Here is a 20,168-nt window from a genome sequence, read left to right as displayed (position 1 = left end):
ATGTATGACTAATTTATTGACTAAATTCTAATCTTAGAATTTAAAATTTATTTTCCAGCTTTGATATAGGGAATAGAACCAATTAGGTAATAATAGGCTAATCCGATTGCGAACTCCATGTTTTTTAACTAATTTATACCAATAAAATAATCTTTGATTGAAAGGGAGGAATTTTAGATAAGGTTGAATAGCCAGAGTAAAATCTGAATACCAACCATATACACTAGGTAAAAAAATATCTGGCTCACCTAAACATATTTGATCTTTTTCATTTGAGACTAATTGTGTATTTATTCGAGGTAGAGTAGTGGCAAGTAAATAGACTTTTTCTAAAGCAGTTTGCCAATTGTTAGCCCAATGTGTTTGAGCTATTTTATTTCTGGTGGATTCCCCTAAAGAAATTCTTAATTCTTCATCTTCAATCAAACTCGATAGAGTATTTATATATTCTTCAAGGCTTCTCACTCGAATTAAATTACCTGTTAAACCAGGCATATCAGCACCAAGAATTGCCGAAGCTCCAGAAAAATACGGATAACGACTAACTAAAGGTATTCCATAGCTTCCTGCTTCTAATAAAGATGTAATAGAGACAAATGGAAAAGAGTCTACATAAATATCAGCCGCTTGGTAGTATGTGGAGGTATGATCAGTTTCCGCGATCGCTTTGATTCTACCTTGAGTTTGCTCAATAGCTGCTGACCAACCCTCTGGATTGTTAACCCCCACAACTAAAAGACAAACATTTTTATATTTGTTTAAAATGGGCAGATGTGCGTCTGCAAAACTTAAACCATCGACAAGTCTACTGTACTTAACAGACCGAGCAATAGATAGCAGGACTATGGTATTTTCTTCAATACCAAGTTTTCGCTTCGCTTCTATTGGAGAAAATTCTCGGTAAGTAGGCTCTACAATAGTAGGCAATAGTATGCTACGTTCTGTTTCAATCCCACGACGTTCCTGCGATAAGCGCATACCAGACTCGCGTAAATTAGCAACTACATCGCTGATACTAGCGCCTAGCCAAAATAGGTGATCAGCATGATCTAAAAATATTACTGGTGGGGATTGCTCCTTGTTAGCAAAGGCAATCATAGGAATCACATCTTGACTATATACATGTAATACCACTACATCGGCTGTAGCTACAATTTCTCGTAGCTTTTTAGCTTTAGAAAGAATACCGTTCCCTTCCTTATTCAAAATATATATCTTACCGTGGCTCTGGCTGACAGAATCTTTCAAAATTTGCGGTATTTCATTTGATTCCTGCTTCGTTAAAACAATCGAATGACTACTGTCTATATCTTGCTGAATCCAGCGCCAAAGCATCTTAGAAAGTCCACCAATAGACATCACAGATGTACACACATGGACTACATTCTTTGGTCTACTAGATTTAGATATCGCTGCATCTTTTGTCAAATAGTTATTGTATGAGATCGCCTGTTTTCCAATTTCAAGTAAAACTTGCTCAAGTTCCATACTCACAAATAACCCACAAGGTTGGCCACAAGCAAACCAAGCTGCCATTTCTGCACAAACTGCTGCTTCCTCATACTTATGACGCTTGACTAGCGTTTTTGTTTGTGAGACTAGACTACGAAACACTGCAAAGTTTTTGGGGATGAGATTAATACCTTCCTTTTGCCACAAACTCAAGGTATCTTGAGATATTGTTTTCATATCAATCATCTAACTTACAGTTATTACTTATAGAACCCAACACTGAAATATAAGAAAATAATGTTCAATTTCAATGTATGTTTTTGTAGAGACGTTACTTAGCAACGTCTCTAGCAAGAGATTTAGCTCACATTTTTCACTGCCAGATATAGCTAGGAAAATTTTAAGGAACAATCAAGCTGGCATGAGGAGTTTGAGGTCTGGCTTCCATATCTGCTAAAACATTAACCGTTATTTGCTTAACACGAAGATCTTCCCGCATTGGGCTAACATCGTCACTATCTAGTCCCCATGCCCACTGAATTGTACCTGACGCAAAGACTTTAGCCCCACTATTTGCCGTATATCGTACTGAGTTGGATTTTGTATAATCTTGATTGGCTGGTAAAGCTACTTCTCCAGGTGGTTCATCAGAAGTTGGGGGTAAACTTTCAGATGAATCAACTGTGGATTGAGACAAAATAACTATACCAGCAGGGGTAGAGGTATTGTTAACAATAAAATCCCATTCATAGCCTACTAACAGAGGCAGCTGATCACCATTCTGAAGTCCTGTGTTTGCATAATAAGGATCGCTGCTGTTGCTAACGACAAAATTATAACCCCCGTATATGTTTGAGGTGTCGCCACCATACATAACTCCTAACAAGGCGTTTTCTGGGCGTTGGTTTTGAACACTCCGAAACTTATTAGTGGCTGCGGATGATCCCTGCTGTTGGGCTACTGGGTCTAATGACCAATCTTGCTTGTAACAAGCCATAACACGATTAGACCGCACTGACCCAGATGCAGAAGTAGAATTTTCAAAGCGTACTCGCCAATAGCAAGTATTAGCTGAGAAAAATCCCAAATTAATTCTGGCACTGCGGGCAGCCTCAACTGCATCGCGCATTTCTTTAGACCAGTACTCATCATGACCCACAGACAAAAACACTTTATGATTAAGTAAACTTTGTCCATTTACGTGGATCTGCACATTATCAGTGTAGGTGACATTGTAAGCCTGAGATTCCAGCCATCGCACCATGTTGTATTCCCATCGCAGAGGTGTATCAGCTTCGTAAGATTCCTGATAGCTTGCTTGCGAGTAAGGACGATCATAAGAAACCTTGAAAGCCCTTTGACCATTCATGCTGTTAAAACCATACAAGCTGTATTCTCCCATTGTGCTGTATGCCTGAACGGTGTTACAGGCACTCTGGAAGAGAATATCTGCATTGCTGTTATCATCACGCACAACAAACCACACAGAGGCCTGTCTGCTAGTTGTCTGATCTGTCAACTTTGCTACATAAAGACCACTAGTCCAATTACCACCTACTTGTAGAGTGTAAGAAGTAGACCAATTGCACTCAATCAAACGGGTATTAGGATCTGGGATAGGAGCTGGTTGAGTAGTACCACTAAGCGCTCCACTACTCATCATAAACCTTCCTCCCGTACCGCCATAGTAACCTAAACGGTACACATCTATGGTGAACTGCCCAGCTTGTGACAAAGAAACCTTGATAGGTAAAGACCCGCCTTTATTCACACTGGTGGCAGAGGCATAACCTGCAATTTCACCACTGGCACGATTACTCAGTTTCCATTCAGTTGTACCAGTATGGGTATTTTCTAAATATATCGGGTTGGGGTTAGCTGGGGCAACTGAGGCAGAAAATGTAGTAGTGCCAATGCCTGATGCTGTTGCAGCTACCACTACTCCCCCTGGGCCAGTGGGAACTGATCCTAGGGTTAAGTTAGTACTAGCATAGCCACTAGCATCAGTAACTACACTGCTAGATGAGAATGAGCCTCCACCTCTAGTCACACTAAAATTGACAGTGACTCCTGATTGGGGAATGTTTTGAGCATTGACAACTCTTACAACTAAAGGATCAGAAAGAGTTGCATTGATCGCACCAACCTGATTGTCTCCACTTACTTTGACAAAAGTACTGCCTAAAACAAAAACGATGTCGCGGTAATAGTTACTATTTTGGTAAGAAATAGTGGGAAAACTATTAGGATTTACACTAAAAACTCCATTGTTCCCATCGGCAACTGAACTTACGTCACCATTGGTGATCAAGCTACTTAGTTCATTATAAGTAGCTACATAATAAACATTGATGTTGACAGACACCACATAGATAACATTGGGATCAATGTTAATAGGTGTGTTGAGCAATTGTTCCTGCCAACCAGAAGCAGCCTCATTGGTAAAGGTAACACTGCCTAAAAATTCTCCTGTTGCTGACCAAATTTTACCAATATGAGTGCCTGTCTCACTAGGAGCTTTCCAGAAACGAATCGCAGTAATTTGTCCCCCTCTAGCACTACGGAATTTCATTCCTAGTTCATAGGGACTATTGTCAGTAGCGTTACCAATACTTGGAACTTGATTTGTGAAAATTGTTTCTGCATTTCCAGAAGGAATAGCTGTGGCTGAGAAGGTGACGTTACCAATTCCATCTGCTGTGGCAGTTACTTTATTAACCACACCCAATGTCGCCCCAGGAACCGAACCTAAAGTTAGGTAAGTTCCAGCTTGTCCATTTGCATTAGTAACTGCACTAGTAGGTGAAACAGACCCGCCACCACTGGTAACAGCAAAGTTCACTGTCACGCCTGATTGGAGATTACCAGCACTGTCTTTAACTTGGACAACTAACTGATTAGCTAAGGTAGTTCCAGCTGCACCATTTTGATTATCTCCATTGAGTTTGGTAATGGCGGTTTGGGCAACTGCCACAAAGTTAATGTCACGGTAATAGTTGGTATTATTGTAAGAATTACTGGGAAACGCGCCCGCAGTCCCAAATACGCCATTATTACCATCAGCAACTGAACTCAGGTTGCCATTAACTATGGTATTAGTTAATTCTCTACTAGTGGCAACATAATAAGCATTGGCGTTGGCAGAGACGACATAAGTTGTATTAGCTTGAATAGTGAGTGGTGAACTTAAGGTCTGTTGCTGCCAACCAGAAGTAGTTTCGTTGGTAAAAGTAACACTTGCTAACAGAGTTCCTGTAGCCGACCAGATTCTGCCAATATGAGTTCCTGTCTCACTGGGAGCTTTCCAGAAACGAATCGCAGTAATTTGTCCTGTTGTGGCACTGCGGAATTTCATCCCTAATTCATAGGGACTATTATCAGTCTCGTTGCCGATGCTTGGCACTTGATTTGTGAAAATTGTTTGTGTATTTCCAGAAGGAATAGCTGTGGCTGAAAAAGTGACACTGCCAATTCCACTGGCTGTGGCAGTTACACTATTTGTTGCTCCAGCTACAGATCCTAAAGTTAGGCTAGTAGTAGCTTGTCCATTAGTATTAGTAACTGCACTAGTAGGTGAAACAGACCCGCCACCACTGGTAACAGCAAAGTTCACTGTCACGCCTGATTGGAGATTACCAGCACTGTCTTTAACTTGGACAACTAACTGATTAGTGAAGGTAGTTCCAGCTGCACCATTTTGATTATCTCCACTGAGTTTGGTAATGGTGGGTTGGGCAACTGCCACAAAGTTAATGTCGCGGTAATAGTTGGTATTATTGTAAGAATTACTGGGAAACGCGCCCGCAGTCCCAAATACGCCATTATTACCATCAGCAACTGAACTCAGGTTGCCATTAACTATGGTATTAGTTAATTCTCTACTAGTGGCAACATAATAAGCATTGGCGTTGGCAGAGACGACATAAGTTGTATTAGCTTGAATAGTGAGTGGTGAACTTAAGGTCTGTTGCTGCCAACCAGAAGTAGTTTCGTTGGTAAAAGTAACACTTGCTAACAGAGTTCCTGTAGCCGACCAGATTCTGCCAATATGAGTTCCTGTCTCACTGGGAGCTTTCCAGAAACGAATCGCAGTAATTTGTCCTGTTGTGGCACTGCGGAATTTCATCCCTAATTCATAGGGACTATCATCAGTTGCATTGCCGATGCTTGGCACTTGATTGGTAAATAATACGGTCATAGCTATTTCTTATAATAAAGTCTAATTACTAAGTAAGTCGTTAGAAATTTTACTTTTAACAACTTGCTTAAAAAAGTATGTAAACGCTAGTTTTGAGCGGCTTGACAAGCCATTTTCAAGGTTTTGACAACATAGTCTTGCTCTGGTTCAGTCATTTGGTGAAATAAGGGTAAGAGAACAGTATTGTCTTGTGCTTGCTCACTTTCAAAAAGGCGATCGCAAGTTCCTTGAACACAGTGGCAATCTTCTCTTTGATTACCACACAACCAAGCTTCATGTTGATATGCCACTTCTCGGTGGGCGCACATAATGCCCCGGCGTGTTGATATGCCAGCATCCAACATTACCTGCATTACTTGTCGTTGGTCAAATTTTTGAGGGAGCCTAATGCAGTAGCTCTGCCAGTTACTTTTTGCCCAAGCTGGCTCTGATGGTAATTTCATTCCAGGCACATCTTTAAGCATTTCCTGATATTGCTGTGCCAAGTAGCGCCGACGTTCCACAATCTCTGGAAGACGTTTGAGTTGTTCTCGCCCAACGGCTGCTTGAATATCAGTCATCCGGTAGTTGTAACCCAGTATGGGATAGGACTCAAATATCACCTGTTTTGCACCGTGGCGTACTGTATCAGGGACGCTCATCCCATGTTGCCGCCAGAGGCGAAACTGCTTGTCCCATTCGGGATGATTTGTGGTTAGCATCCCACCATCACCAGTGCTAATGACTTTTCGGGGGTGAAAAGAAAAGCAAGCGATATCGCCATGCGGCTTCCCAATTTTCTCCCATTTTCCATCCCAAAGAATTTCACTACCGATAGCACAAGCCGCGTCTTCAATTACTGGCAATTTGTGGCGGTGAGCAATATCTAAGATGGCTTTGAGGTCGCAAGGTATACCGATCTGATGGACAATCAAAATAGCACGGGTGCGATCGCTAATCACATCCTCAATTAAAATCGGGTTGATGTTATATGTCTGTGGTTCAATATCCACAAACACTGGTATTGCCCCGCAGTAACGAATACTATTGGCAGTGGCAATATAAGAATGGCTAACAGTAATCACTTCATCCCCAGGTTGCACACCTACAGCTAATAGCGCTAAGTGTAATGCTGTGGTGCAGTTGGAAACTGCACAGGCATACTTTCCTCCTACGTAAGCGGCAAACTCTTGCTCAAAGGCAGCGACTTCTGGCCCTTGTGTGATCCAGCCCGACATAATCGCCCGTTTAGCTGCTTCAGCCTCAGCCTCACCTATCCAGGGTTTAGCGATGGGGATAGATTGTATTTTCTCAGACATTGCTTGCTTCCTGCGCCAATTTTTGTTCACGCCACCAACTAACTAGCCGACGTAATCCCTCTTCCAGAGATACCTGTGCCTCGAAACCCAGTAATTGTTTTGCTTTATTCACATCTGCTAGTCGGCGAGATACGGGGTTGACTTTGCGTTCTGGCCCGTATTCTGGTTGTAAATCTGAATTCATTACCTTTGCCAAACTATAGGCTAGGTCATTGAGGCTAGTTTCTACATGACTAGCAATGTTAAATACTTCATCGGTGACATCAGCTTTAGCAGCCAAAATATTTGCTCTGGCAATGTCTTCGATATATACAAAGTCCATTGTTTGTTTGCCATCACCGAAAATTAGTGGTGGCTGTCCTTTGGAAATGCGTTCCATCCAGCGAATCAAGACTTCAGTATATACACCGTAAATATCCATCCGCGGCCCATAGACGTTAAAGTAGCGTAGTGCTAAATAGTCCAAACCATACATATCATAAAAGCTGCGTAATAAGCCTTCATTAAAGACCTTGGCTGCTCCATAGAGGGTGCGGTTATTGTATGGGTGATGAGATTCAGTTGTGGGAAAATCCTCTGCCATACCATAGATTGAGGCGGATGAGGCAGCGACTACCTTTTTAACCCCGGCTTTGACGGCTGCTTCCAACACATTGAAAGTGCCATCTGCTAAAACTTCTAATGCCAAACGCGGTTCTTCAGCACATTGGGTAATGCGGATTGCTGCTTGATGAAAGACTATATCGACACCTTGCATAACTTCACCCAGGAGTTTTTGATCCCGAATGTCGCCTTCTACAATTACCAAAGGGCCATGTTCTTTTGCCCAAGCAAGGTTCTTCAGTTGTCCACGGGTGAAGTTATCTAGAACAATAATCTCTGAGACTCCTTCATGAACCAACAAATCGGCAATATGGGAACCGACTAAACCTGCACCACCTGTGATTAAAATTCGCTGATTTTGCATATTTATTTTGTATTCTCCGATAATTCATATCCTTCCCGCCAGCGTAAAAATTTAGCAGGGACACCAGCTACAATCGCAAATGGCGGTACATCCTTGGTGACAACTGCTCCAGCACCAACGATGCTGTTTTTACCAATGGTCACACCTGGTAGAATTACTGCATTCATACCAATATCGGCTCCAGTTTCCACTTTTACCGATTTAATTTCTAAATCGGTTTGGATAATCGGTATATCAATCGGCAAGCCACGGTGTGTTGAACCTAGTACTTTTGCACCTGGCCCCCATCCCACATAATCTTCGATAATCAAATCACGGGCATCAAAATAACTCTGTGGGCCAATCCAAACGTGATTACCAATGACGCAAGTACCATCAAATCTTCCCTGAATGTAGCTTTGGGAACCAATAAATACTTGATTGCCAATTTCAAAGGTTTCCAGATGTTTAAAGCCCACACCATTGCCAATGCTAACGTTGTGTCCGAATTTGCGAGCTACGGCGCGCCAAATAGTTCGCCGCATTAGTCCATCAAAGTCGCCGTCACTTGTCACGAAGCGGGCGTATAATTCGACTAATGGTTTTTGTTCGTACTGAGTACGTAAATATTCTGCTAGTTGAATTTCAAAGTCAGAGTCTAGCTTTTGAGGTTGTAAACTGTGGACAGCTTTAACTAGCTTAGTTTTACCTGGATCGGACATTGAATTCCTCGGTTATGTTAAGCTGATCAATGCTTTGGCAACTTGAGTTTGTGACTCTGTGCTGAGTTCTGCATACATTGGTAGAGATAAAACTTCCTGAGATGCAGCTTCTGAGTGAGGAAAATCTCCAGGTTTATAACCTAATTCAGAATATGCTGGTTGCAAATGAACGGGAATGGGGTAATGAATTCCCGTTTGAATTTCCATTTCTTGCAGACCTTGTTGCAGGGCATCTCTTTGGGGCGATCGCACTGCATAAACATGATAAACGTGACGACTGTAAGACATCACAGTAGGTGTACTAACACCCGATTCTGCTAAGAGTTTGTCGTAGTAGGCTGCGTGGCTTCTTCTGGCTTCTGTCCAGCCTTCGATGTAGCGCAACTTCACGCGTAAAATAGCTCCCTGGATGCCATCCATCCGATAGTTGTAACCTTTGAAAACATGGTGATACCTGCGTTCTTGACCCCAATCGCGCAGCATCCCCATAATCCGCGCATACTCGGTATTTTTGGTGACTGCCATACCTCCTTCACCGTAAGCGCCTAAATTTTTCCCAGGGTAAAAGCTAAAACAACCAATATCGCCAATACTACCAACCCTTTGCCCTTTATACTCAGCGCCGTGAGCTTGGGCTGCATCTTCTATCACCACCAAACCATGACGACGGGCAATATCCAAAATTGGCTCCATATCTGCCGGTTGACCATACAAATGCACGGGTAGAATAGCTTTTGTTCGTTCTGTTATGGCTTTTTCAATTTGGTTGACATCTATGGTGTAGGAAACAGGATCGATATCGACAAAAACAGGCGTAGCTCCGGTGTAACAAATGGCTGCTGTGGTGGCAACGAAGGTAAAGGGTACTGTAATTACTTCATCCCCAGCACCGATACCAGCTGCTAGTAATGCTAAATGTAATGCACTAGTACCTGTATTGACAGCAATACCATAGTCTGAATTACAGTAGTGGGAAAATTCTTCTTCTAATGCTTTGACTTCATTCCCCAAAACGAATTGGGTGCTTTCAAGAACTTTTAGGACAGCAGTATCAATTTCGTCTTTAATGCTTAGATATTGAGCTTTTAAATCTACAAATGGAATCATACTGCTACCCCTGCTGTATTCAACTCAATTAATTGGCCTTGCTTTTTGAGGGACTGGGTAGCAGCTTCGAGAATTTTGACTACTTGCAGTCCTGCTTCTCCGCCAGTCAGTGGGCGATCGCTTTTGGTAATACAATCGATGAAGTGTAAGCCTTCGGAACGAAGGGCTTCTGTCATATCCAACTTGGGAGACCACATATCTCCTGTACGATAACCAATGAGCATTTGATACAGGCTTTCAGCGTTGCCATTAACTGTAATACCCTTGTCGTAAATCTTGACTTTCTCACTGGGTTCTAAGTCATCGTAAACAATCATTCGTTGACTACCACCGATGAGTGTGCGCCGGATTTTTACTGGTGCTAACCAATTAACATTGATATGGGCAATCAAGTTGTTTTCAAAAAATAAAGTTAGGTAAGCTATATTTTCTGGTTCTCCAGGTACATGACTCACACCTGTAGCCGAGACGGCATAAGGCTGTGATGGCAATACATAGTTCATGATTGATAGGTCATGGACTGCCAAATCCCAGATGACATTCACATCATGCTGAAAAAGTCCCAGGTTAACGCGCACAGAATCATAGTAGTAAATATCACCCAGTGAATTAGTGGCGATCAAATCGTGCATTTTGCGGACAGCACCTGTGTAGACAAAAGTGTGATCAACCATCAGTACTAGGTTGCGCTTTTCTGCTTCATCAATTAGCCGCATCGCCTGCTCTGAAGTTGTAGTCATCGGTTTTTCTACCAACACATGTTTCCCAGCTTGCAATGCTGCTAAGGCTAAATCAAAATGCGTAAAAACAGGTGTGGCGATTGCGATCGCATCGATTTTTGGGTCTTTCAACAAATCTCGACTATCTGTAGTTATCTTCAAGGCTGGATAGCGCATTTGTGCCTTCGTCAAGAGTTCTGGCTTAAAATCGCTCACAGCAGTAACCTGAACTCCGGGGATCTCTGCAAAATTTCGCACTAGGTTAGGGCCCCAGTAACCATAGCCAATGACACCAATATTAATGTTCTTTCCCATTATTGTTTCTAACTAATCAAAATTTAAATTTGTCTGATTTGGTAGGTGAATTTATTTCAATCGCTATATGAGGATGAAGAAGAAATAAACATTGTCTGAGTTGACACATCTAAACCCTCAATTTATGATTAAAAATTACTAATAAATATCTGCTTAACTAACAAAATTAGCAGGCATTTCCAACTGTTGGCAGCGATCGCGCACATCACCTATTACTTTAGCCGGGACTCCAACTACAATTGCATAATTAGGAACATCTTGAGTTACCACTGCACCAGACCCAATGATGGCTTTTTCACCAATAGTTACTCCTGGTAAGATGGTGGCATTACTGCCAATAGAGGCACATTTTTTAACTACGGTCTTGACGACACACCAATCATCTCCTGTTTTTAAACTGCCATCTTCATTGGTTGCACGGGGATAAATGTCATTGGTAAACATCACTCCGTGGCCAATAAATACTTCATTTTCTAGGATGACTCCTTCACACAAAAAACTGTGTGATGAAATCTTACATCTATCGCCTACAATCACATCTTGCTGAATTTCTACAAACGCACCTATCTTAGTTTCATCTCCGATTGCACAACCGTAAAGATTCACAAGGTTGGGATGAAAAATCTGGACATTTTTGCCTAATTTGACATCATCATTTACTGGCACTTTGTTCTACCTTTTGCTGTTATGAGATTTGTTCAACAGACTGCCAAACGGCATCTTCTAAATAAATACATTCATTGGGTTGCCATTCATACTCTGGACGCTCGAAATTGAGCATGGTTACTTCAAATGGGCATATTTCTTTGAGGTTTTCGAGTAAAGTCTCACTGCGTCGCTCAGAAAACCAGGTTGTTAAAGTGTATGAACCCATGTACAGCCTAGATTTTGGTATTTCACACCTGAGAATAAATGTTCCAGGATTTTTACAGAAGGGAGCATCTGATTCAAAAAACCAAAAAATACAAATTGGTTGTTGCAAAGAATTTACTATCTGAAAAGAAAACCGCAGACTTTCGTGAGGTTGAGTGATGTTTAATGCAAATTCAACTTTTATTGATTCACCCCAACAGTGAATTCCTTCACTTTCAGATGTATGCACTCGCGCCCAACCGATGTAATTACCAGTTTTATTTGCCGGGGCTTGGTAGTATGCCTGTTGTATGGAATTATCTTTTTGTCCAACCAGATATAGCTGGACAGCTTTATTGGTATTACCATCAAACTGAATATTACCTTTAGAAAGCAGGATGCAACGTTTTGTTAACTGGGCGATCGCTGCCATACTATGGCTAACAAATAGAACTGTCCGCCCTTCTTTGGTTGCAACATCATCCATTTTTCCCAAGCACTTTTTCTGAAATGCTGAATCACCTACAGCCAGAACTTCATCAACAATTAAAATTTCTGGCTCTAAATGGGCTGCAACAGAAAATGCTAGGCGTACGTACATTCCTGAAGAATAGCGCTTCACTGGGGTGTCTAAAAATTTCTCAACCTCAGCAAAGGCTACTATTTCATCAAATTTCTGCTTAATTTCGACTCGACTCATCCCCAAAACGGAACCATTGAGATAGATGTTTTCTCTACCTGTAAGTTCTGGGTGAAATCCCGTTCCCACTTCTAATAAACTTGCTACCCTTCCTTGGATGGTGATACGCCCTCTAGTCGGTTCGGTGATGCGACTCAAAATTTTGAGAAGAGTTGATTTACCTGCACCATTACGTCCAATCACACCGATGGCTTCACCTTGTTTAATCTCAAAGGAAACGTCATTCAATGCCCAAAATTCTTCACGAGATGGATTGGATATTTTCTTATCAACTGGTTTGAGGAGTTTATGAGTCAAATATTTAGTGCCATCAGTAATAACATCACGTAAAGCCTTATAGCGATAGCGACCAGAATTCTCTTGCTGATGACTAATAATATATTTTTTGGCAAGATTTTCAACACGAATTACAGTTTCTGACATCTGCTTTGCTCCTTTCTAAATTACGTCAGCAAATGTCCGTTCTACTTTGCGGAAATACCAAATGCCACTTAGTAGTAAAAGTACGACTAAAATTAGAGATAAGGTAAATCCTGGCAAGTAAATTTTGGCATCACCACCAAGAATAGCCCAGCGAAATCCATCAATTACTCCTACCATTGGATTCAAGGAATACAGCAAGCGCCACTGCGCTGGTACAAGATTACTACTAAAACCAACTGGTGATATGTACAACCCAAACTGCACTATAAATGGCACTATGTAGCGAACATCTCGATATTCCACATTTAATGCTGCAAACCATAGCCCAACTCCAACTGACGCAGCAAAAGCAATACCAATAAATAAGGGGAGTGTGAGTATTCGCCAATCAGGAACAAAATTATACCAAGCCATCAGTGCCAGGAGAATTATGCCAGAAACCATAAAATCTACGAAGCTGACAATTACTGAACTCATCGGCACAATCAAGCGAGGAAAGTAGACTTTGGATATCAAGTTGGCATTACCGATGAGGCTGTTGCTACACTCACTCAGGGAATTAGCAAAAAATTGCCAAGGCAACATCGCCGCAAAAACAAGGATTGGATAAGGTGCTGAGGAGGGTAATTTTGCTAAATTGCCAAATACTACAGTAAATACAACCATAGTCAAAAATGGTCGGATTAACGCCCACGCTAAACCAACCACAGTTTGCTTATAACGCACCAAAATATCACGCCAGGCCAGGAAATATAATAGTTCACGATAGCGCCACAAGTCCTGCCAATACTGGCGCTCCACTTTTCCAGCTTCCAGTATTAGCTCTTGTTTAGAAGCTATATCTTGACTACTCATAGTATTTATTTAGTATCTTATCTGTAACAGTTAACCTACAAACTGGAAATCTTTCATACCTTGATAACCCACTAGTCTTGATTGCCTACGAGTAAACTCTCCCACAGAAGGGTTGCCGGATGGATTAATTACTCCAGTTACTTGTTGCCAAAGTTCATGGGGAGCTAGTGAAAGGTTATATGTGCGATCTCCAGATTTTTGTACGTGATACCATTTTGTTTGTTGGCATTCTTCACACCAAAAAGCTTCTAGCCATTCTCCTTCTATGGTAACTGTCGTGTGGCTGGCTATTAGCATTAGAGCATTACGTCGGCTCACACCTCTTTGCTGCAATTGACCTGCTCTTTCTGCAAATATTTGATATTTCTGACTGACGCTATCCATATAGCAACTGTGAACAGGGCAGTAGATTGCCCTTCTTTTTGAACGCTTCCGATTTCGGTCACACCTTCTCCGCAATTTTGCCTCCCACATTGATTAACTACAAAATAGATAAGTAAGGAAGGTTTATTTAGAGGGACTGAGATCAAAATGACCATCAAAGCCCATCTCCTAAATATTTCAAATTTGATTTGACTACTAATTTAGTTAAAATCTTTCTATCAACACTTTACGCCTTATGTGAGTTAAAAATTATCAAGCAATAGTAAAGATTTCAACCTTAGCTTTAATCGTAAACTCTAGCCTTATCAACGAAACTACTGCTTTTAGCCTCCAACTCACATCAGTGGTACTTTATTAAGTTTATGTAAATCTTGTGAATTAAAAAGAGTTTAGAATAGTCTTTTAGTCTGACTCATTTTCTATAGGGGAAATCAGCTATTTATTCATCTTAATTTTTGTTAAATAATCTATTTTAGCGGGAGGTGATATTTTGGCGAGTCAGAAATTAGTGAACTTAACTTTGCTTCTACACTATTATAACATATTTTGAAACGTTGATTTTTTATGCCATATCAAATTGTTTAGTCAACGTAAATTTCAAATATTTATAAATAATGTGTCATAAAAGAAAGTGCTGAATGCCGAATTGAATATAAGACATTTTTTTTATTTCTTTAAGCAATCAACACTGTCTTTAGCTAATTGATTTAGGCTATATTTTTGTTCATTCTTTGATATTTCTACCTCTTCAAATAGATGAATCAGACCAATATTTAGAATATTATCTTTCTCCTATTATAAACTATCAATTTTACTTATTTTGTGAGTTCATTCTCAACCGAGGATTAGTAAATAAGCCACATTGTGCTGTTAGAAAATAACACTAAGCTGAATATTTTCTACAAACAAAATGAAGAGAGAAATAAGTTTATTTTGTCTGTATTGGAGATACAGCAATCACTTCATCAGAGGCTATTGCTTGCTGTAAAACATCAAAATACTGTTGAGAGATCAACTTAGGTGTGAAATGCGATCGCAAATATTGACGACCCGCTTTTCCCATCCGTTCTCCTAATTGTGGGTCACGACTAAGTAAGCGAATAAATTGAGCTAGTCCGTGGCCATCTCCGTTGTCGAATGTTCCACCACAGTTAGCTTCTGCAATCAACTGTCTTAGATAAGAGTAGGGTGAGCAAATGACTGCTATTGGTCTTCCCGCAGCTAAGGCAGAGTAGAGCTTACTCGGAACAACCAAACCTTCTGTAGTTTCATCTACACTTACGAATGACAAATCACAAGCTGTTAAAGAATACGGCAGTACTTGCTTATCTTGATATGGTAGAAATGTAAAGTTGCTCAAACCCAAGCGGGTTACTTCCTGAATCAATTCTTCTCGCTTTGCCCCACCACCAATACACACAAACTGAATTGGTTCATCTTGAAGTTCCTTTGCTGCGTCTAACATAGTTTCAATGTCATGACAGCGACCCATATTACCAGAGTAGAGAACTGTAAATTTTTGCACGAGGTTATGTTTCCATGCAAACCAATTTTCTTGCTTGGCTATTGGAACAATTAAATCTGGATTAGCCCAACTATGAATGACAGAAATCTTATCGCTGATTTGCGGGCAATGAGCTAACACCCGTTGTTTCATTGCTGGGCTTAAAACAATAATACCTCTTGCATTTAGCCAAACTTGTTGGTTAATTGTACGCCAAATTTTGACTAGCCAATGACTCTTGGAAACTACACCTAGAGCGATCGCAATATCAGGATAAAGATCATATATTATGCAGACATAAGGAAGCCTAAATAATAAATAACCCAAATATCCTAGTATTGGTAAAAATGGCGGGGCTGTTGTTATTAACATTACATTGTTACGCCGCCAAGCTCTCAACATATATAAGAAAGCGCGTAAAGTATACAAAACACCATTGACTGCTTTGCCGCGAATTCTTCCAGGCCAAAGTTGAGCAGTCCGAGAGCGCTGAACTCTAATACGCTCTACTTTCTCAACCGATGGAGCCGCTGCTGAATTAAACGCATAACCAGGTTGACTAGTGAAAACTTCTACATCTACCCCTTGCTGTCCTAACTGTTTTACTAATTCCTCAATCAATTGTCCAGTAGCAGCATAGTCTGGGGGGAAATATTGGGTGACCACAGACAATCTAATAGATTGCTGAGCTTTTAGAGAATTCTCGCTTTGTTCTTCTAACCCAGTAGAAATGGATTGTAAAAACTTCTGGTTCATCCATTCATTGAGTCTCATCGGTACTATCCTACTTAAGAATTTAGAGATTTATAGGGAAAAATTACTGAACCACTAAAGCTCTTAAGTCATTAATCTATACAATCTAAATATTTATACCAGTTTTTAGTTGAATGACAGTCTGGTATAAGAACCACATACTCTATTAAGTTTTCCTAAAACTTACTCATAATAATTATAAGAGCGAGGAAATCTTTCTAAATATAGGTAAGTGGACTATTATGTAGAATAACTTTTATTAAACAGGGAACACAAAAAATGTCATTAGCTTTATTTTTAGATAAAACTTTTTTCTGGTAAGTTTTTAGCTGACGCTGATTAATCGTCTACACAAAATTTGGAATTGTTATTTATTTCCAACGTAATCTAATTTACCTCCTATGTGAAACTTTTGTTTTTGTAGTTTTACTTTATATTTGTCGTGCTGTTTACTTATTTAGAGATTGCATACAATTTATAGAAATTGCTGTGTATCACAAATATTATCTTAAATAGTAAAATATCATGTTTCAAAGTTTACTCATAAGCTTCATCAAAAATTTATCTTGCTCAAGTAGCTTTATACACTATCTTCATATAGAACATTTTTATGTAAGTACTAGTTCTTATATATATTGAATATATATTGAACTTCAGTCTCCTAAGCAAAAACTAATTGATGAATTAGCGGCTGGTTCTGGTTCTTGTTAAGAGTATAATAAAATGCTCAATTATAGCCTGGAATCATCATCACTATTGAAAGTAGTTTAGCAAAGGTTAAGCCAACTAGTTAACTCGCTCATGTTTTATCCTTAGTTATTGGTAAATTTTGTCAATATATTAACCTTTTGTAACTTAGTTTACGTATTTACAATCGCAGTAATCAGTGATTACAGATTGTCTTTGAATATAGCAAAGCTTTTTTTTATTAACAAATAAAACAGATTTATCTAGAAGCGAACGCCTACTAGTAGTTAAAGAATTGTAACTTCAAAATTACTGTTTTGATATAATTTTTAACGTATAATTTAATCCAATAGATAAAAAATACTATAAAAAAGTTTCTGTATGTAGGTATCTTAAAACTCTAGTAAATTTGAGATAAATTACTGAACCTTTAGTGAGTATTAATTATAATCTATAATAATAGATATAAAATTGTCTTTTAAATAACAACAATATTTTCCTTGGGAATTCAGCAGTATTAAAAATTACTTTTAAATCCAGTATCACTCAAGTCGTTCTTCTGTAGGTTGCATAAATTTTCTCGAAACTCTTCTTCACTCATTGTTGCTACAAAAGAAACTCAATCTAAAAAATTGTTATAAATAATCTTGTATAGTTTAATACTAAATATTTACAAGTAATGGATAATCATCATTCTCAATACTCTAACTCAGGGCATAATAGCACCCCTGAACATCAATTTTCCCCGAATCAACCTCTGCCTTGGGCTGAAGAATCAGAAGGCGGTTGGAATCTTCAAGAAACTTTAAGTATCTTACAACGAAGATGGTTAATTATTTCTGGAGTTGCTACTGTGGCGATGGTCAGCATTATTATTGGCTTAACACTGAACCCAACAAAGCCAGAATATGAAGCCAACTTTCAGATTCTTGTAGAACCAGTCAGTGAAGATAGCAAAAATGTTGATGTTATCAATGATACTAATGATAATTCAAATCAATCTAGTCTAGATTATGATAGCCAAATTCAGATTCTTAAGAGTCCTGTAATTTTGGGAGATGTTATTAAACGGGTACAAGTTACCTATCCAGACATCAGTTATGATTTCCTAACTCAGTCTTTAACTGTTTTTCAGCTGGGTAAAACAAAAATTATACAAGTAAGTTATCGAGATAACGATCCAGATAAAGTTAAACTTGTTTTGGATAAAACCGCTCAATCTTACTTAGAATATAGTAAAGAAAAACGGCAAACTAAACTAGGGCAAGGACTTCTGTTTGTTGAACAACAGCTAAAAATTTCCCAAAGTCGCGTTGATCAACTGCAACAACAACTGCAAACTCTCAAGCAAATATACAATCTTAACGACCCAGAAACTGAAACAAAAGCATTAGATGCTGAAACAGCAACCTTAACTGCACAAAAGCAAACCATTAATTTTCAGTTAGCACAAGCTCGTGCTAATTTAAATTTACTACAAAAACCAGACGGTGCTAAAACAGCACTAACTACGGCAACTTTATATCAACAGTTAATCAATCAAAAAAATCAATTAGATGCTCAGGTAGCTGCTGACTCTACGCGTTTCCAACCAGATAATCCCACACTCCAATCATTAAAAGACAGACGAGATAGTTTGTTACCTTTAATTAGCCAAGAAGCTAATCGCTTTTTAGATACTAGACGAGCCGAGATAGGAACTACAATTAGACTTTTAGAAGTACAGAGTCTGACACTAGCAAAAAGAGAACAGGAATTACAACAAAAGCGCAAGCAGTTGCCTATTTTATCACGTCAATATACAGATTTGCAACGAAAACTACAGGTTGCGGTTGAAAGTCTTAATCGTTTTTTGTCTACTCGTGAAAATCTGCAAATTCAAAAATCTCAAACAGAATTTAGTTGGGAGTTAGTTCAAGCACCAGTTAGACCAGACTTTCCTGCAACTTCATCCAGTTTAAAAAAGAACCTCTTATCGGGATTAGCAGCAAGTTTTCTAATAGGAATTGGTGCGGCTTTACTACTAGAAAAGTTAGATAGTACATACAATAGTATTAAAGATTTAAAGGAAAAGATAAAATTACCTTTATTAGGTAACATCCCTTTCGAAAAGCAAATTCAACCTGAGCAAGATAGATATTTTTTTCCGCGAAATCTTCCTTTGATAAATTTACCAAAATACTTCTCAGAATTTCTGCCTAATTTAAATATTGCCACAGTTCATGAAAACAGTAATTATACTACCAATTTTTTAGAAGCTTTACGGGTACTTTATACAAATATTCAGCTTCTCAATTCCGATCACCCCATTCGCTCTATCATTATTACTTCATCTATGCCTGGTGATGGTAAATCTACAGTTGCTTTTAATCTGGCTCAAATAGCTACAGCAATGGGGCAGAGAGTACTATTAGTAGATGGCGATCTTCGTAGACCAACAATCCATACTTTATCAAACTTAAGCAATCTGTGGGGTTTGAGTAATTTAATTTCGACCAACTTACCAGTAGGAGAAGCCATTCAGGAAATACCTACGTTAAGTCAATTATCTGTAATTACCTCTGGCCCAGTACCACCAGATGCGACAAAATTGCTATCTTCAGAAAAAATGAAGCGACTGATGACGGAGTTTCATAATTCTTTCGATTTAGTAATTTATGATGTACCTCCTTTGGTGGGGCTTGCTGATGTTAGTTTACTAGCACCACATACAGACGGTATTTTAATAGTGGTAAAAATTGGCAAAACCCAGTCTTTAGTACTGAACCGTGCTGTTGACAACTTAAAACTTTCTCGGTTGAATATTTTGGGTATAGTTGGCAATGGTGAAAAAACTACCTTTAAGAGTTACTAAATAATAGGTAGAAGTCAGTATTCGCTGATGACTCTACTCTATATGATTGGTAAATTTCTGAGGACTGAGTGTTTTACTAAGAGACAGCGATCGCTTTCAGACGCTTATTTTACTAAATTAGTGGCGATCGCACCTTCCCTATTATTGAATTATTTTTAGTTATTTTCTACTTATTTGGGTATAATTTTTATCATTCTCTCGTAAAAGCTTGTTAGTAGTAATAACCACAACAATCAACAGCATCAACTGGATTTGCCAAGGTGCTAAAACTAAACTTACAACTAGACTGATAATTGTGAAGACACCAGTCAAGTAGGCTAGTTCATCACTACATTTTTTAGACAAGTAACCAGTTGCTAAACCAGTAAACAGGGGAATTAAAAAAAACAAGGGCATTGC

Annotated in this window: 15 protein-coding genes and 1 pseudogene; 2 read left to right on the top strand and 14 right to left on the bottom strand. The window is 39.3% G+C overall.

All coding sequences use genetic code 11. The features are described 5' to 3' along the window. Positions 1 to 33: 33 nt before the first annotated feature. From IQ244_RS21310 to IQ244_RS21250, 13 genes and pseudogenes are all read right to left on the bottom strand, one after another. A complete protein-coding gene (locus IQ244_RS21310; protein ID WP_193897781.1) occupies positions 34 to 1,689 on the bottom strand; it encodes a glycosyltransferase family 4 protein in 1,656 nt (551 codons plus the stop codon). 163 nt (positions 1,690 to 1,852) lie between these two features. After that, complete coding sequence (locus IQ244_RS21305; protein ID WP_416209789.1) at positions 1,853 to 4,894, bottom strand: N,N-dimethylformamidase beta subunit family domain-containing protein; 3,042 nt, start codon at positions 4,892 to 4,894, stop codon at positions 1,853 to 1,855. A gap of 33 nt (positions 4,895 to 4,927) precedes the next feature. After that, positions 4,928 to 5,650: pseudogene (locus IQ244_RS33415) on the bottom strand (DUF4082 domain-containing protein); the annotation flags it as partial. 86 nt (positions 5,651 to 5,736) lie between these two features. Further along, complete coding sequence (locus IQ244_RS21295) at positions 5,737 to 6,948, bottom strand: DegT/DnrJ/EryC1/StrS family aminotransferase (protein ID WP_193897779.1); 1,212 nt, start codon at positions 6,946 to 6,948, stop codon at positions 5,737 to 5,739. Beyond that, positions 6,941 to 7,915: an NAD-dependent epimerase/dehydratase family protein gene (locus IQ244_RS21290; RefSeq protein WP_193897777.1), complete on the bottom strand. Its 975-nt coding sequence runs from the start codon at positions 7,913 to 7,915 to the stop codon at positions 6,941 to 6,943. Before IQ244_RS21290 ends, IQ244_RS21295 begins: the two co-directional genes overlap by 8 nt. Before the next feature lie 2 nt (positions 7,916 to 7,917). Beyond that, the gene (locus tag IQ244_RS21285; protein WP_193897775.1) at positions 7,918 to 8,616 is read right to left on the bottom strand and encodes an acyltransferase; all 699 of its coding nucleotides are present in this window, start codon (positions 8,614 to 8,616) and stop codon (positions 7,918 to 7,920) included. Positions 8,617 to 8,628: 12 nt separating this feature from the next. Beyond that, entirely contained in the window at positions 8,629 to 9,723 is a 1,095-nt protein-coding gene (locus IQ244_RS21280; RefSeq protein ID WP_193897773.1) for a DegT/DnrJ/EryC1/StrS family aminotransferase, read from the bottom strand. Then, complete coding sequence (locus IQ244_RS21275; protein WP_193897771.1) at positions 9,720 to 10,757, bottom strand: Gfo/Idh/MocA family protein; 1,038 nt, start codon at positions 10,755 to 10,757, stop codon at positions 9,720 to 9,722. Before IQ244_RS21275 ends, IQ244_RS21280 begins: the two co-directional genes overlap by 4 nt. Before the next feature lie 153 nt (positions 10,758 to 10,910). Continuing rightward, positions 10,911 to 11,423: an acyltransferase gene (locus IQ244_RS21270; RefSeq protein WP_193897769.1), complete on the bottom strand. Its 513-nt coding sequence runs from the start codon at positions 11,421 to 11,423 to the stop codon at positions 10,911 to 10,913. Positions 11,424 to 11,442: 19 nt separating this feature from the next. Further along, the gene (locus tag IQ244_RS21265) at positions 11,443 to 12,732 is read right to left on the bottom strand and encodes a polysaccharide ABC transporter ATP-binding protein (RefSeq protein WP_193897767.1); all 1,290 of its coding nucleotides are present in this window, start codon (positions 12,730 to 12,732) and stop codon (positions 11,443 to 11,445) included. A 15-nt stretch (positions 12,733 to 12,747) separates the two neighbouring features. Further along, positions 12,748 to 13,587, bottom strand: coding sequence for an ABC transporter permease (locus IQ244_RS21260; RefSeq protein ID WP_193897765.1), 840 nt, complete (start codon positions 13,585 to 13,587; stop codon positions 12,748 to 12,750). A gap of 30 nt (positions 13,588 to 13,617) precedes the next feature. Continuing rightward, positions 13,618 to 14,046 carry a hypothetical protein gene (locus IQ244_RS21255; protein WP_193897835.1) on the bottom strand — a complete coding sequence of 143 codons (429 nt, stop codon included), beginning with the start codon at positions 14,044 to 14,046 and terminating at the stop codon, positions 13,618 to 13,620. Positions 14,047 to 14,899: 853 nt separating this feature from the next. Then, the gene (locus IQ244_RS21250) at positions 14,900 to 16,249 is read right to left on the bottom strand and encodes a glycosyltransferase family 4 protein (RefSeq protein WP_193897763.1); all 1,350 of its coding nucleotides are present in this window, start codon (positions 16,247 to 16,249) and stop codon (positions 14,900 to 14,902) included. Between the two features lie 1,345 nt (positions 16,250 to 17,594). Here IQ244_RS21250 and IQ244_RS21245 point away from each other — a divergent pair. Together IQ244_RS21245 and IQ244_RS33025 are read left to right on the top strand one after the other, a co-directional pair. Further along, complete coding sequence (locus tag IQ244_RS21245; RefSeq protein ID WP_193897761.1) at positions 17,595 to 19,769, top strand: GumC family protein; 2,175 nt, start codon at positions 17,595 to 17,597, stop codon at positions 19,767 to 19,769. A gap of 27 nt (positions 19,770 to 19,796) precedes the next feature. Further along, positions 19,797 to 19,928, top strand: a complete 132-nt coding sequence (locus IQ244_RS33025) for a hypothetical protein (protein ID WP_265578941.1) — start codon at positions 19,797 to 19,799, stop codon at positions 19,926 to 19,928. On the opposite strand, the gene IQ244_RS21240 is transcribed toward IQ244_RS33025, so the two are convergent. Beyond that, positions 19,929 to 20,165, bottom strand: a complete 237-nt coding sequence (locus IQ244_RS21240) for a hypothetical protein (RefSeq protein ID WP_193897759.1) — start codon at positions 20,163 to 20,165, stop codon at positions 19,929 to 19,931. Positions 20,166 to 20,168 lie beyond the last annotated feature (3 nt).

Source organism: Nostoc sp. LEGE 06077 (assembly GCF_015207705.1).
Classification (GTDB): Bacteria; Cyanobacteriota; Cyanobacteriia; order Cyanobacteriales; family Nostocaceae; genus Nostoc_B.
Note: the sequence above shows the minus strand (reverse complement) of the source record. Positions and strands in the feature narration are given on the sequence as shown.

Excerpts from the sequence above, each read along its gene's own strand:
- IQ244_RS21240 (WP_193897759.1), bottom strand. The coding sequence starts at position 20,165 with ATGCCCTTGTTTTTTTTAATTCCCCTGTTTACTGGTTTAGCAACTGGT.
- IQ244_RS21250 (WP_193897763.1), bottom strand. The coding sequence starts at position 16,249 with ATGAGACTCAATGAATGGATGAACCAGAAGTTTTTACAATCCATTTCT.
- IQ244_RS21290 (WP_193897777.1), bottom strand. The coding sequence starts at position 7,915 with ATGCAAAATCAGCGAATTTTAATCACAGGTGGTGCAGGTTTAGTCGGT.
- IQ244_RS21260 (WP_193897765.1), bottom strand. The coding sequence starts at position 13,587 with ATGAGTAGTCAAGATATAGCTTCTAAACAAGAGCTAATACTGGAAGCT.
- IQ244_RS21295 (WP_193897779.1), bottom strand. The coding sequence starts at position 6,948 with ATGTCTGAGAAAATACAATCTATCCCCATCGCTAAACCCTGGATAGGT.
- IQ244_RS21310 (WP_193897781.1), bottom strand. The coding sequence starts at position 1,689 with ATGAAAACAATATCTCAAGATACCTTGAGTTTGTGGCAAAAGGAAGGT.
- IQ244_RS21280 (WP_193897773.1), bottom strand. The coding sequence starts at position 9,723 with ATGATTCCATTTGTAGATTTAAAAGCTCAATATCTAAGCATTAAAGAC.
- IQ244_RS21275 (WP_193897771.1), bottom strand. The coding sequence starts at position 10,757 with ATGGGAAAGAACATTAATATTGGTGTCATTGGCTATGGTTACTGGGGC.
- IQ244_RS21245 (WP_193897761.1), top strand. The coding sequence starts at position 17,595 with ATGGATAATCATCATTCTCAATACTCTAACTCAGGGCATAATAGCACC.
- IQ244_RS33025 (WP_265578941.1), top strand. The coding sequence starts at position 19,797 with ATGACTCTACTCTATATGATTGGTAAATTTCTGAGGACTGAGTGTTTT.
- IQ244_RS21285 (WP_193897775.1), bottom strand. The coding sequence starts at position 8,616 with ATGTCCGATCCAGGTAAAACTAAGCTAGTTAAAGCTGTCCACAGTTTA.
- IQ244_RS21265 (WP_193897767.1), bottom strand. The coding sequence starts at position 12,732 with ATGTCAGAAACTGTAATTCGTGTTGAAAATCTTGCCAAAAAATATATT.